This is a genomic window from Streptomyces sp. JL2001 (assembly GCF_050917515.1).
Classification (GTDB): domain Bacteria; phylum Actinomycetota; class Actinomycetes; order Streptomycetales; family Streptomycetaceae; genus Streptomyces.
In genome coordinates, this window is sequence record NZ_CP169421.1 from 909000 (window position 1) to 921259 (window position 12260).

At 74.5% G+C, this 12260-nt stretch carries 12 protein-coding genes and 2 pseudogenes; 6 read left to right on the top strand and 8 right to left on the bottom strand.

What is annotated here, in order from left to right:
- Positions 1-3 precede the first annotated feature (3 nt).
- A complete protein-coding gene (locus ACE1OA_RS04015; RefSeq protein ID WP_384875750.1) occupies positions 4-972 on the bottom strand; it encodes an NADPH:quinone oxidoreductase family protein in 969 nt (322 codons plus the stop codon).
- Positions 973-1053: 81 nt separating this feature from the next.
- On the bottom strand, positions 1054-1635 hold the full coding sequence (locus ACE1OA_RS04020) for a helix-turn-helix domain-containing protein (RefSeq protein ID WP_147976438.1): 582 nt from the start codon (positions 1633-1635) through the stop codon (positions 1054-1056).
- A 64-nt stretch (positions 1636-1699) separates the two neighbouring features.
- On the opposite strand from ACE1OA_RS04020, the gene ACE1OA_RS04025 reads away from it, so the two are divergent.
- From ACE1OA_RS04025 to ACE1OA_RS04040, 4 genes are all read left to right on the top strand, one after another.
- Positions 1700-2665 carry an NAD(P)/FAD-dependent oxidoreductase gene (locus ACE1OA_RS04025; RefSeq protein ID WP_432752277.1) on the top strand — a complete coding sequence of 322 codons (966 nt, stop codon included), beginning with the start codon at positions 1700-1702 and terminating at the stop codon, positions 2663-2665.
- A gap of 41 nt (positions 2666-2706) precedes the next feature.
- The gene (locus ACE1OA_RS04030; RefSeq protein WP_356774239.1) at positions 2707-3606 is read left to right on the top strand and encodes an SDR family oxidoreductase; all 900 of its coding nucleotides are present in this window, start codon (positions 2707-2709) and stop codon (positions 3604-3606) included.
- Positions 3607-3791: 185 nt separating this feature from the next.
- Positions 3792-4571, top strand: a complete 780-nt coding sequence (locus tag ACE1OA_RS04035; RefSeq protein WP_356601784.1) for a VOC family protein — start codon at positions 3792-3794, stop codon at positions 4569-4571.
- A gap of 416 nt (positions 4572-4987) precedes the next feature.
- Positions 4988-5335, top strand: coding sequence for a VOC family protein (locus tag ACE1OA_RS04040; protein ID WP_356601782.1), 348 nt, complete (start codon positions 4988-4990; stop codon positions 5333-5335).
- Between the two features lie 49 nt (positions 5336-5384).
- Here the strand turns inward: ACE1OA_RS04040 and ACE1OA_RS04045 are convergent, their stop codons facing one another.
- The 4 genes from ACE1OA_RS04045 to ACE1OA_RS04060 form a co-directional block, all read right to left on the bottom strand.
- The gene (locus tag ACE1OA_RS04045; protein ID WP_432752278.1) at positions 5385-6218 is read right to left on the bottom strand and encodes an enoyl-CoA hydratase/isomerase family protein; all 834 of its coding nucleotides are present in this window, start codon (positions 6216-6218) and stop codon (positions 5385-5387) included.
- Positions 6219-6318: 100 nt separating this feature from the next.
- Complete coding sequence (locus ACE1OA_RS04050; protein WP_356601778.1) at positions 6319-7221, bottom strand: SIS domain-containing protein; 903 nt, start codon at positions 7219-7221, stop codon at positions 6319-6321.
- 79 nt (positions 7222-7300) lie between these two features.
- Positions 7301-8422, bottom strand: a complete 1122-nt coding sequence (locus tag ACE1OA_RS04055; RefSeq protein WP_384874391.1) for a substrate-binding domain-containing protein — start codon at positions 8420-8422, stop codon at positions 7301-7303.
- 90 nt (positions 8423-8512) lie between these two features.
- Positions 8513-9817 (bottom strand): alpha/beta fold hydrolase, encoded by a 1305-nt coding sequence (locus ACE1OA_RS04060; protein WP_356774228.1) that lies wholly within the window; start codon positions 9815-9817, stop codon positions 8513-8515.
- Between the two features lie 101 nt (positions 9818-9918).
- On the opposite strand from ACE1OA_RS04060, the pseudogene ACE1OA_RS04065 reads away from it, so the two are divergent.
- Positions 9919-10038: pseudogene (locus ACE1OA_RS04065) on the top strand (ABC transporter ATP-binding protein); the annotation flags it as partial.
- Here the strand turns inward: ACE1OA_RS04065 and bla are convergent.
- Together bla and ACE1OA_RS04075 are read right to left on the bottom strand one after the other, a co-directional pair.
- The gene (bla, locus tag ACE1OA_RS04070) at positions 10034-11023 is read right to left on the bottom strand and encodes a class A beta-lactamase (protein WP_384874394.1); all 990 of its coding nucleotides are present in this window, start codon (positions 11021-11023) and stop codon (positions 10034-10036) included. The pseudogene ACE1OA_RS04065 and the gene bla sit on opposite strands and share 5 nt — an antisense overlap.
- Before the next feature lie 261 nt (positions 11024-11284).
- Positions 11285-11359, bottom strand: a pseudogene (locus tag ACE1OA_RS04075) (ABC transporter permease); the annotation flags it as partial.
- Positions 11360-11472: 113 nt separating this feature from the next.
- Between ACE1OA_RS04075 and ACE1OA_RS04080 the strand changes: the two are divergent.
- Positions 11473-12021 carry a hypothetical protein gene (locus ACE1OA_RS04080; protein ID WP_386545636.1) on the top strand — a complete coding sequence of 183 codons (549 nt, stop codon included), beginning with the start codon at positions 11473-11475 and terminating at the stop codon, positions 12019-12021.
- The last annotated feature ends 239 nt before the right edge of the window (positions 12022-12260 follow it).

Genomic DNA, 12260 nt, shown 5'->3' on the forward strand with positions numbered 1-12260 from the left:
CGGTCATCGGCCGGCTCCTTCCGGGAGGACGACCAGGCGGCCGGTGGTGGTGCCGTCGGCGACGCGCTGCACGGCGTCGGCCGCCGCGGCGAACGGGACGCGCTCGCTGACCAGTGGCCTGATGAGGCCCTTGGCGGCGAGGCCGGTGAGCGTCTCGTGGCAGCGCAGGATCGCCGCCGGGTCCTTGAGGTTGTACAGCCCCCAGTGCAGGCCGACGATCGAGTAGTTCTTGACGAGGGCGTGGTTGAGCGCGGGCGAGGGGATCGTGCCGCTGGCGAACCCGACGACCACGATCCGGCCCTCGAAGGCGACGAGCTTGGCGGACTGCGCGTAGGCCGCGCCGCCGACCGGGTCGTAGATCACGTCGGCGCCGCGGCCGCCGGTGGCCTCCTTCACGGCGGCGACGACGTCCTCGGCGTGGCGGTCGACCACCACGTCACAGCCGAGCTCGCGGGCGACGGCGGCCTTCTCCGGTCCGCCGACCACGCCGATGACCGTGGCGCCGGCGGCCTTGCCGAGCTGCACGGCGGCGCTGCCGACGCCGCCCGCCGCGGCGTGCACCAGCAGGGTCTCGCCCTCCTGGAGCCCGGCCCTGCGGTGCAGGCCGAACCAGCCGGTCTGGTAGCCGATGTGCAGGGCCGCCGACTCGGCGTCGTCGAGCGCGTCGGGGGCGGGCAGCACGGCCGAGGCGTCGGCCAGGGCGTACTCGGCCAGGCCCCCGTGGGGCAGGACGGGGGTGGCGATGACCCGGCGCCCGTCCTCGGTGTCGGCGCAGATCTCCACGCCGGGGGTGAAGGGCAGCGGGGGCCGCACCTGGTACTGGCCCCGGCAGAGCAGCGCGTCGGGGAAGTTGATGTTCGCGGCGCGGACCTTGAGCAGGATCTGGCCCTCACCGGGCGTGGGCCGGTCCACTTCGTCGCACTGCATCACCTCGCCCGGCTCGCCGTTGTCGTGCACTCGCCATGCCTGCATGGGGTTCCTCCACCAGCCGTCGTCCGTACTGAGCGGTCGGTCGCATACTAAGCGGTCGCTTGTGTTGACGGAACCGTGGACTCAGGACTTCTTCGGGCGCGCCCGCACGTGCATGCGCTCCCCCTGCGGCCCGAACAGGCTCAGGAACTCCACCGGCCCGTCCGGCGTGGGCCCGAACCAGTGCGGCACGCGGGTGTCGAACTCGGCGGCCTCACCCGCCGCGAGCACCACGTCGTGCCCGCCCAGCACGAGGCGCAGCTTCCCCGACAGGACGTAGAGCCACTCGTAGCCCTCGTGGACCCTCGCGTCGACCGGCTCGGCCTTCTCCTGCACCACCTTGTACGCCTGGAGGCCGCCGGGCTGGCGGGTCAGCGGCAGCATGGTGCGCCCGTGGCGCACGATCGGCTTGGCGCGAACCCGGGGATCGCCCACGGGCGGCGCGCCGACCAGCTCGTCGAGCGCGACCTGGTGGGCGCGTGCGATGGGCAGCAGCAGCTCCAGGCTCGGCCGGCGCTGCCCGGACTCCAGGCGGGAGAGGGTGCTCACGGAGATCCCGGTGGAGGCGGAGAGATCCCCCAGGGTCGCCCCGCGCTCGCGCCGGATGCGGCGCAGCCGCGGCCCCACTTCGTTCAGCACCTCGTCGATGCGTTCGTCCTCGGTCATGCCTCCATTGCAGAAACAGCAAGAAAGTTTGTCAAGCCGGCGGACTCGGAGGGAGCCTCGGGGCATGGACACGAACGAGCGGTACGACGTGGTGGTGGTCGGCGGCGGCGCGGCGGGGCTCAGCGCCGCCCTGGTCCTGGGCAGGTCGCGGCGCCGGACCCTGGTCGTCGACGCGGGCGAGCCGCGCAACGCCCCGGCGGCCCACATGCAGGGGTACCTGTCCCGGGACGGGATGAACCCGGCGGACTTCCTCGCGGCCGGACGGCGGGAGATCGCCGCCTACGGGGTCGGCCTGACCACCGGCGAGGTGACCGAGGTGCTCCCGGACGGGGACGACGGCTTCCTCGTGCGGCTCGCCGACGGCCGGACGGCGGGCGCGCGGCGCTTGGTGGTCACGACCGGGCTGGTGGACGAACTCCCGGACATCGCCGGGCTCGGCGCCCGCTGGGGGCGGGACGTGCTGCACTGCCCGTACTGCCACGGCTGGGAGGTCCGCGGCCGGGACTTCGGCGTCATCGCCCATCCGGTGATGGGCGCGCACCAGGCCCTGATCGTCTCCCAGTGGTCCGCGGACGTCACCCTGTTCCTGCACACGACGGCGGCGCTCCCCGAGGACCAGCGGGCGAGGGTCGCCGCGGCCGGCATCGAGGTCGTCACGGGCGAGGTGGCCGGCCTCGTGATCGAGGGCGACCGGCTGACGGGCGTGCGGATGGCCGACGGCCGGACCGTCGCCCGGTCCGTGCTCTTCGCGGGTACGCGGATGGTGCCCCGGGACGGACTGCTGACGGCGCTCGGCGCGGCCACGCGTCCGACACCGCTCGGGCCTCTGGTGACGGTGGACGAGACCGGCCGGACGAGCGTGCCCGGCGTCTGGGCGGCGGGCAACGCGATCGGCCTCGCCGAACAGGTGGTGAACGCGGCGAGCGGCGGCTACCGGGCCGGCGTGGCGGTCAACACGGACCTGCTGCTGACCGATCTGGACCGGGCGGTCGCCCTGGCAGGACCGGCGCGGCCGGCTTCGATCGGCTGACCGCCCTTCAGTTCTCGCGCCCGGCGCGCTATCGATGCGGCATGACGAGCCAAGCCACGCCCCCGCCCGGACTGCCCGCCCCTCCCCCGCTCGGCGCCAGCGCGCTGCCGGCGGGTACGTACGACGGGACGGTGGTCCTGGTCACCGGGGGCGGGTCCGGACTCGGCAGGGCGATCGCCGCCGAGTTCGGCCGGCTGGGAGCGGCGTTGATGCTCGTCGGCCGGACGGCCGCGCGCCTGGACGCGGCACGGCGGGAACTCGCGGAGGAGTGCGGCACACCGGTGGCGACCGCGGTCGGGGACATCCGCGATCCGGAGCGCGTCGCCGCCGCCTTCGACGCCTGCGAGGCCGGCCTCGGCTCCCGGCCCGAGGTCCTGGTGAACAACGCCGCCGCCAACTTCCCCGTCCCGGCCGAGGAGTTGTCACCGAACGGCTGGCGCGCCGTCGTGGACGTCACGCTCACCGGGACCTGGTTCGCCACCCGGGAGTTCGCCCGGCGGCACCTGGCGGCCGGCACCCCCGGCTCGGTGGTCAACGTGGGCGCCTCCTACGCCTGGACGGGCGGCCCCGGCTTCGCCGCCTCCGCGGCGGCGAAGGCCGGCGTGAAGAACCTGGTGGAGACCCTGGCCGTCGAATGGGGGCCGTACGGGATCCGGGTGAACGGCCTGGTCCCCGGCCTGATGCCGCACGAGGACATGACGACCGACATCCGCGGCACGCTCGCGCGGGCCGGCGACCCGGACGCACGGCAGCCCGCCCTGCGGGTGGGCCGGCCCCGCGAGCTGGGCTGGGCGGCGACCTTCCTGGCCTCCCCGTACGCCCGCTTCGTCAGCGGGCACACGCTGGTCGTGGACGGGGCGAACTGGCAGCGCAGGGCGCTGGTCAACGATCCCGTCGTGCCGGTGCGCGACCAGTTGGGGCGCGGGCCGTTCCGGCCCTGACCGAGGACCGGGCGGGCCACCCCCCGGGGGGGTCGAACTCGCGCCGGCCGCCCCCGGTGTGCGGCGCGGCACTGGGCCAGGCGGATGAACCGGTCCGTGTGCGGCTGCGCGGGCCGGGTCCGGGGGCGAGGATCGGCCATGGTGGCCGGACGACCCCACAGCAGCGGAAAGGCAGGGCGCACCAGATGCTCGGTACGGACTTCACGACGGGATCACCCAGCTGGCTCGACCTCGGCAGCCCGGACGTCGCCGCCGCCGCCACGTACTACGGCGGCGTCCTCGGCTGGGAGTTCGAGTCGGCGGGGCCCGACGCCGGCGGCTACGGCTTCTTCAGGCGGAACGGCCGGACGGTCGCCGCGATCGGCCCGCTCACGGAGGACGGCGCGACCTCGGCCTGGACGATCTACTTCCAGACGCCTGACGCCAAGGCCACGGCGGAGGCGGCGAAGGACGCCGGCGGGACCGTGCGGGTCGAGGCGTTCGACGTCATGGAGGCGGGGCAGATGGCCTGCCTGACCGACCCGGGCGGCGCCGAGTTCGCCGTCTGGCAGCCGGGGGCCGTCAAGGGCCTGGAGCAGACCTCGGACACCCACAGCCTGGTCTGGGCCGAGCTGCACGTCGGCGACCCGCAGGTCGCCCTGGACTTCTACGGCCGGCTGTTCGGCTGGCGCTCGCAGGAGATGGACGCGCCCGGGATGACCTACCGGGTGCTCTCCACGGCGGAGGGCGACCAGCAGGACGCCTCGTTCGGCGGGGTGGCACCGCTGCAGGAGGGCGGGCACGAGGCGCGCTGGATCCCGTACTTCGCCGTCGACGACGCGGACGAGATCGTCGCCAGGTCGACGGGGCACGGCGGGTCGGTGCTGATGCCCGCGGCGGACATCCCGGACGTGGGCCGCATCGCGTGGCTGGCCGACCCCTTCGGCGCCCCCTTCGCGATCCTCAAGCCGTCACCGCAGATGTGAGGCGGCACGGGCCTGCCCGGAAGGCAGCGCCGCGGGACCGGAAGGCTGCGTGAGACACACCACCGGGACAGGACCTGGGTCCTGTGCGGGCGATCTTCGCGGGCCCGAGAGGAACGCCCGGGACAGGACCTGAGGGCTGTCCCGGCATTCCCCGGCGGGCGCACGACGCCGGCTACGGGACTCCCCCAGCCTTCGGCCGGGGGCCCCACGCTCCGTTGTCGGATCGCCCGAATACGCCCAGTATGAGGACGACCCTCCGCCTTGCGATGCACCGCATCCGACGCCGTGCGCCAACCCACCGCGGATGACGGGACAGCCCTTAGGGGCGTGTTGCGAAAGCGTGTGCGGCGGTGGACGTGGCGTAGTACTCCTGGGGAGACACAGAGACACGTTTGTTCTCACTTGGAGGCGCATCGATGACCGTTCGCCGTGTCGTGCCCAACATCCAGTCGGAGGCGGCGCAGGAGAGCCGGGAGTTCTATGGCCTGCTGGGCTTCGAGGAGGTGATGAACCACGGCTGGATCATGACGCTCGCCTCCCCGTCCATCCCGGCAGCGCAGATCAGCGTCATGACCAGTGACAAGACCGCGCCTGTCACCCCCGACATGAGCGTCGAGGTGGACGACGTGGATGCGGCTTATGCGGTCATGCGGGAGAGCGGTGCGGAGATCGTGCACCCCTTGCAGGACGAGGAGTGGGGCGTGCGGCGGTTCTTCGTCCGCGATCCCAGCGGACGGGTGGTCAATGTGCTGGGCCACCGCTGACGGCCTCGCCCTCCCGCACCCTGGTGAAACTCGACTTTCACAACAGTCCCTAGTACCCCTCGAACCTCGGGGGCCGGCGCGCGGCCTTCGCCGCGTACCCCTCGCGGGCGTCCTCCGAGGTGAGGGTGAGCGCCGCCGCGAGCGCGGTGCGGTCGAGGGCGGCGGCCAGGCCCTGATCCGCGAAGGCGTCGACGTTCCGCTTGATCGCGCGGACGGCGAGCGGCGCGGCGGCGGCGATCTCCCGGGCCGTGTCGCGCGCGGCCTCCTCCAGGTCGCCGGGCGGGGTGACGAGCTGCACGAGGCCCAGTCTCTCGGCGGTGGCGGCGTCGATCCGGCGGCCGGTGAGAGCCAGGTACTTGGCCCAGCCCGCACCGGCGTCGCGGGCGATCCGCAGGTCGCCGCCCGCGTCGACGGACACCCCGATCCCCGCCTCGGGCAGGGCGAAGACGGCGTCGTCGGCGGCGATGCGCACGTCCGCCATCAGGGCCAGCTCGAAGCCGAAGCCCAGGCAGTACCCCTGCACGGCGGCGAGGACCGGCTGGGGTAGCCGGGCGAACACGGCGAAGCGCTCGTGGACCCAGCGGATGCCCTCGGCATAGCGCTGGGTCCGTTCGGCCGCCGACCGCCCCGTGATCGCGCCGCCCGGGGCCGTGACGTCGATCCCGGCACAGAACGCCCGGCCCTCGGCGCGCACCAGCACGACCCGCACACGCTCGTCGAAGCGGATGCGGTCGGCGAGGACGCCCAGCTGGCGACTGGCCTCCCAGCTCCAGCCGTTGAGCTTCTCGGGACGGCACAGCGTCAGAACGGCGATCCCGTCCTCGACCCGGAGGGAGAGCCGCTCCTCCCCCTCCGGGATCTCCCGGTCGAGTGTGTCGATCACCGCGCACCCCCATCGACTGACGGAGCGTCAGATTAGCGAGGGAACCGCTCGAAGGCCACGGCCGGGCGCGCCCCGAACCGTTCGGCGGGGCGGCGCGGGCTCAGACCGAGCGGAGCGAACCGGCCAGGATCACCGAGCGGGACACGTGGCGGGGCCGGTCCGGGTTGAGCCCGCGTCGGGCCGCCAGCGTGACGGCGAGGCGCTGGGCCCGTACCAGGGCGGCCACCGGGTCGATGGCGTCGGCGGCGAACAGCGCTCCCGTCGTCTCCACCTCGTCCCGCAGCCCGGCCGGCGCGGGGCCGAGGCAGCACACCAGGCTGGCCCGGTCGCTGACGCTGATCGGGCCGTGCCGGTACTCCATCGCCGCGTAGGACTCCGTCCACACGCGGGCCACCTCGCGCAGCTTGAGGGCGGCCTCGTCGGCGAGCCCGACGGTCCAGCCGGTGCCGAGGAAGGTGAACTGGCCGCGGCGCTCCCACGCCGTCGGCAGCGGTTCGTACAGGGCGAGTTCGGCGTCCACGATGGAGGGGTCGAGGTCCACCCCCAGCCCCGCGCGCAGCAGTTGGAGGGCCGTGGTGGCGAACCGGGTCTGCACGACGGAGCGTTCGTCGGCGAAACCGAGATCGATCACCCGGTCCGCCTGGTGGGCGGCACGGCTGTCGGCCACCCCGGTCAGGACGAGGGTCGGGATCCGGCCGGCGGCACGGGCGAGCAGGGAGGCCACCTCGGTCGTCGTGCCGGAGCGGGTGAGGGCGACGATCCTGTCGTACCCGCGGCCGAGCGGTGTCTCGTCGGAGGCCGGGAAGGCATCGGTCTCGCCCTCGCCGAGGGACTCCCGCAGGGCCGCGTACGCACGGGCGATGAAGTACGAGGTGCCGCAGCCGACGACCGCGATCCGCTCGCCCCGCCGGGGCAGTACGGCGGCGTGTCCGGAGGCCGCCTCTGCGGCGCGGCGCCAGCAGTCCGGCTGGCTGGCGATCTCCGCGGTGACGTGCGTGGTCATGTCCGGGTCCTCTCCTGGGGGGTGGTCCGGACCGAGTTCTATCCGTCGCCGTGAGGAGCGAACAATGAGCAATCCGTGCTCACTGCTTGGACTTTTGCACGCGAGCTCCGCCGCAGGAGGCCCGCACCACGAGCCGGGGCCGCAGCTGGACCTGGTGCAGCGGGGAGGCGTCCCCGTCGGTCAGACGGCGCAGCAGGATCTGCGCCGCGAGCCGCCCGACCTGGAACTTCGGTGGCGACACGGCGGTCAGCGGTGTCTCGGCGACGTCCGCGAACTCGTTGTCGTAGCTGATCAGGGCGAGGTCCTGGGGGACGCGCAGCCCGGCCCGGCGGGCCGCGCCGAGGACGAGGGAGGCCTCCCGGTCGCCGAAGCAGAGGGCCGCGGTGACCCCCGCGGCGCGCAGGCCGGCGACGGCCCGGTCGGCCCGCTCCGGGGTCCAGTCGTGGTGCCCGTCCCGGACGACGGGCGGTTCGGGGAGGGCGAAGTCCGCGGTCGCGCGGGCGAATCCGGACTCGATGGGCGCTGTGGTCGGCGCGTCGGAGCGCACCAGGAGGGCGAGCTTCCGGTGCCCGAGCGACCGCAGGTGACGCACGGCGTCGTAGGCGCCGCCCTCGTGGTCGGTGCAGACGTGCTCGGTGGGGTCGCCGGGACCGTACGCGGCGAGCCGCCGTTCGACGAGGACCGCCGGGACGGGCAGGGCGAGGAGCTCCTCCGCCCGCCGGCCCGGATCGGTGGCGGTGTGCAGGGTCGGGACGAGGAGCAGTCCGTGGACGCCGTCGGAGAGGAGCCTCTCGACGGCGGCGTCCTCCTCGGCGGGGTCGTAGTGCGAGCAGGCCAGGACGAGCCGGGCACCGGCCGCGGCCAGCTCCTTCTCGATGCCCTGGAGGACGCGCGGGTAGTAGAACGCGGTGTCGGGGACGAGGACGCCGACGACCCGGCGGCCGGCCGGGCCGGATTCCGGGCGGTGGGCCGCGAAGGTGCCGGCGCCCTGGCGCCGTTCGACCAGCCCCAGGGCGACGAGGTCCTCGTAGGCGCGGCGGACGGTGGTCACGGAGAGCCCGGTCTCGGCCGCCAGCGCGCGTTCCGTGGGCAGCTTGCTGCCGGGGGGCCAGGTGCCGTCGAGGATGCCGCGCCGCAGTTCGGCCATGAGCGCGCGGAACTTCAGCTCCCGGCCCGACGCCGGAACCCCGCCCTGTGCCATCCCGGCCCCCCGCGCACGCGCCCGGCATTGCTGACTGATTGCGCCGTGAATCCTATCCCCGGGCCCTTCCCCGCAATCGCCCCCGGGCGATCAGATCTCGTCCCGGGCGAGGGCCAGCAGGCGGTCCAGGACGCGCGGCCCGCCGGCCCGGACTCCGTCGTGCTCGAACTCGTCGGTCACCCAGGTCCTGAGCCCCCGGATCGCGCGGGCCGTCCGCAGCGCGTGCTCGGTGTCCACGTACATGTCGTCGTGGTAGACGGCGGCGGCCACCGGCACCTCGTTGGCGGCGAGCTGTTCGGCGTCGTAGAGCGCGGGCCAGTCGGTGCGTTCGGCGAGGATCGCGGCGGTCTCGCGCAGCGGGCGCAGGGCCGGGTCGGTCTCGAAGTGCCAGGGGTGGACGGTCTCGCCGGTGAAGAGCAGCGGCTCGTCGCCCGCCAGGGTCTTCGCGGCGTCGAAGCGGGGGAACTCGGCGCGGATCCGCTGGGCCGCCCAGCCGGTGGGGCCCCGCCCCTGGGCGTAGATCGCCTCGTGGAGCACGGCGTACAGCGGATGACCGGCGTACGACAGGACGGCCTGCACGTTCTCCAGGAAGGCGTCCGACAGGGCGGGCCCGTCGACGGTCGGGACGAAGGCGTCCTCCAGCAGGAGGTGGAGCTGGTGGGTGCCCTCGCCGCTGCCGAGGAGGATGCCGAGGGACTGGAAGGACTCCGCGGTCAGCGTCCCGCCGCCGGGCAGTGCGGCGGGGCGTTCCAGCAGGTGGGCGGCGATCCGGCGGGCGCGTTCGACGTCCTGCGGGTAGCGGGCGTAGTGGGCTTCGACCTTGCGGGTGATCCGCGGGTAGGCGGCCCGGTAGACCTCGTCGGCGCCGGCGTCCAGGGACGGGAGCCCGCCGGTGATGAGGACGGTGTGCAGACCGGCGGGGGCGGTGCTGAGGTAGTGGGTGGCGCAGAAGCCGCCGAAGCTCTGGCCGAGGACGGTCCAGCGGGCGCCGCCGGTGAGTCGCTTACGGATCACCTCGCAGTCCTTGACGATGGAGTCGGCCCGGAAGTGCGCGAGGTACGCGGCCTGCTGCCGGGGGGTGCCTCGCAGCGGCAGGGTCTGGCGGTTGGCGGGAGTGGAGTTCCCGGTGCCGCGCTGGTCGAGGAGGAGCACGCGGAACTCCTGGACGGCCCGGCCGAGCCAGGACTGTCCGCCGGCGCCGACGAAGCGCCGGGCGCCGAAGCCGGGGCCGCCTTCCAGGTACAGCAGCCACGGCAGGTCCGCGCCGCTCCGGCCGCAGGCGACGGCCTCGCGGGCGAAGATCTCGATCTGCTCGCCGCCGGGATCGGCGTGGTCGAGCGGGACGGAGAAGCGGCGGTCGGTGAGGACGAGGCCGGGCTGGCGGTAACTGGTCAATGCTGCTCCTGTTCCTGGCGCCCCCGTGCCGTGTTCCCCCGCCTGCCCAGTGGATCACAGGGCGGGGGCGGGGGCGCAGCGGGGAGGTCGGGAGGGCCCGGGCCCGGGCCCGGGCCGCCGATGCACCCGTCCTGCTGATGGACGAGCCCTTCGGCGCGGTGGACCCCGTGGCGCGCGAGCGGCTGCCGAACGAGTTCCTGAGCCTCCAGGCCACCGTCAGGACGTCAGGCCGAGCCCGCGGACCAGGGCTGCGGCGGTACGGGCGACGGCGACGCTGTCCGACGGGGCGGCGGCGGTCGTCCGGCGGGTGAGGATCGCGAGGACGACGGGTGAGCCGGAGCCGGGGCGCACCACGGCGATGTCGTGCGCGCCGCCGTACGCACCGCTGGTCCCCGTCTTGTCGCCGACGACCCACCCCTCGGGCATGCCGGCCCTGATCCGCTCGGAGCCGGTGACGGTGGCGCGCAGCCAGTCGTTCAGCCGTGCCCGGTCGTCGGGCACCAGGGCGGGGCCGAGGGCCACCCGTTCGAGGGCGCGGCCGGCGGCGGCCGGCGTGGTGGTGTCGCGCCGCTCCCCGGGGTGCCAGTCGTTGAGTTCGGGCTCCCAGCGGTCCAGCCGGGTGACCGGGTCGCCGAGCGTCCGGTGGTAGCGGGTGAGGCCGGACGGGCCGCCGATCTCCTTCAGCAGGAGGTTGCCCGCGGTGTTGTCGCTGCGTGTGACGGCCGCGTGGCAGAGTTCCGTCACGGTCATGCCGGCCGTCCCCCTGCCCTGCGTGGTGGCCGAGCCGCTCACCTCGTCGCGCGCCGTCCAGTACACCGTCCGCTCCAGCAGCCCCGGGGAGACCCGGCGGGCCCTGTCGAGGACGGCGGCGGCCACGAAGGCCTTGAAGGTGGACAGGACGGGGAAGCTCTCGTCCGCGCGGTAGGAGAGGGTGCGACCGCTCGCCGGGTCGTACGCGTAGGCGCCGATGCGCACTCCGCGGGCGGACTCCAGACGGCGCAGCTCGGCGGCGAGCTCCGCGGCGGGCGCGGCGGAGCCCGGCGGGCTCGCGTCGGTGGCGGAGGCGGTGGCGGAGGCGGCCGGCGCGGGGGCGCCGTCGGCAGGGGCGGGGTCCGCGCAGGCCGTCGGTCCGGCGAGCAGGAGGGCGAGGACGACGGCGCTCGCGCGCACGGCGCTCCGGGGACGGGCGGCGAAGGTGCGGTTCATCGCCCCAGCTCAACAGCCCCGCGGCGGCCGTGTCCACGAGCCCGGGCGGAAACGAGCCATGCCGGAACGGCTGTGACACCCGGTCGGACGCGGAGCCGGCGGGACGTGCGGTCGGCCCGTACGGACGGCCCGTACGGACGGCCCGTACGGTCGGTCCGGGCGGTCGGCTCGGAGGAGGTTCTTCGCGTTCGGGTAGGCGCGGGCGACGTCCTCGGGCGACCGGCGCCGGCTGTCGACCTGTTCGTTCAGATGGGCCGAATCCTCGCTCCGCGCGGACGGATAGGCTCCGCGGATCCACTCGTCGCGCGCGAGGCAGTCGTCGGGAGGCGCGGTCATTCCCCCCTTACAAGCGGTCCCGCGCGCTGTCGTCGCCCCCCACCCACGAGCATGGCGCCGAATGACGCCACGACACTCTTGCCATGGCGCCACGATGGTGCCAATATGGCGTCATGGACTTGATGCCGTATGTCGACAACCTCCGTCACGAACTCGCGGTCGCCGCGGCCGCGGGCGGCGACGACGCCCGCGCGCTCGCCGAGCGGCTCACCGCGCCGCTGGAGTCGGCCGCCCGGCTGACCCTGCTCAACGCGCTGTCCGCCGCCATGGACGAGATCACCAGCGAGCTGGCACCGGGGTCGGTCGACGTACGACTGCGGGGGCTCGACCCCGAGTTCGTGGTGACGCCGCCTCCGGCGCCCGAGGCGTACGAGGACACGATGGCGGACCGGACGGCCGGCGCGGCGGGGGCGGCCCGCGCGGCCGCGGCCGCGCAGGTGGCGGCCGACGGCGACGACGCCGGCACCGCACGGATCAACTTCCGCCTCCCGGCCCCCCTCAAGACCAGGATCGAGGAGGCCGCCGGGCAGGAGGGCCTCTCGGTCAACGCCTGGCTCGTCCGCGCCGTGGCCGGCGCCCTCGAAACGGGCGAGGCGCCGCGATCCGCCGCCCGCACCACCCGCCCCCGCGGCGGCCGCAGCTACACCGGGTGGGCCCGCTAGGGCGTGTTGCGAAAGTCCCGCCTGCCTCGCGACGCCTGGCACGCACTCCCCCGTAGCCCGTCGGGCACGGGAGGGGCCCCCACGCTGCGTTGTCGGATCGTCCGAGTACGCCCAGTACGAGGGCGACCCTCCGTCTTGCGATCGCACGCACCAGACGCCGCGAGGCCCGCCCTTCGGGCGGACGCCGGTACTTTCGCAACACGCCCTGGGGCGTGTCTTCGAAGCCCCTCCCCCTGGGC

What these genes read in the sequence shown, in the direction of transcription:
- ACE1OA_RS04030 (WP_356774239.1), top strand. Translation starts at nt 2,707, where the DNA reads ATGACGAGCCAAGCCACGCCCCCGCCCGGACTGCCCGCCCCTCCCCCG.
- ACE1OA_RS04015 (WP_384875750.1), bottom strand. Translation starts at nt 972, where the DNA reads ATGCAGGCATGGCGAGTGCACGACAACGGCGAGCCGGGCGAGGTGATG.
- ACE1OA_RS04050 (WP_356601778.1), bottom strand. Translation starts at nt 7,221, where the DNA reads ATGACCACGCACGTCACCGCGGAGATCGCCAGCCAGCCGGACTGCTGG.
- ACE1OA_RS04055 (WP_384874391.1), bottom strand. Translation starts at nt 8,422, where the DNA reads ATGGCACAGGGCGGGGTTCCGGCGTCGGGCCGGGAGCTGAAGTTCCGC.
- ACE1OA_RS04080 (WP_386545636.1), top strand. Translation starts at nt 11,473, where the DNA reads ATGGACTTGATGCCGTATGTCGACAACCTCCGTCACGAACTCGCGGTC.
- bla (WP_384874394.1), bottom strand. Translation starts at nt 11,023, where the DNA reads ATGAACCGCACCTTCGCCGCCCGTCCCCGGAGCGCCGTGCGCGCGAGC.
- ACE1OA_RS04040 (WP_356601782.1), top strand. Translation starts at nt 4,988, where the DNA reads ATGACCGTTCGCCGTGTCGTGCCCAACATCCAGTCGGAGGCGGCGCAG.
- ACE1OA_RS04035 (WP_356601784.1), top strand. Translation starts at nt 3,792, where the DNA reads ATGCTCGGTACGGACTTCACGACGGGATCACCCAGCTGGCTCGACCTC.
- ACE1OA_RS04020 (WP_147976438.1), bottom strand. Translation starts at nt 1,635, where the DNA reads ATGACCGAGGACGAACGCATCGACGAGGTGCTGAACGAAGTGGGGCCG.
- ACE1OA_RS04025 (WP_432752277.1), top strand. Translation starts at nt 1,700, where the DNA reads ATGGACACGAACGAGCGGTACGACGTGGTGGTGGTCGGCGGCGGCGCG.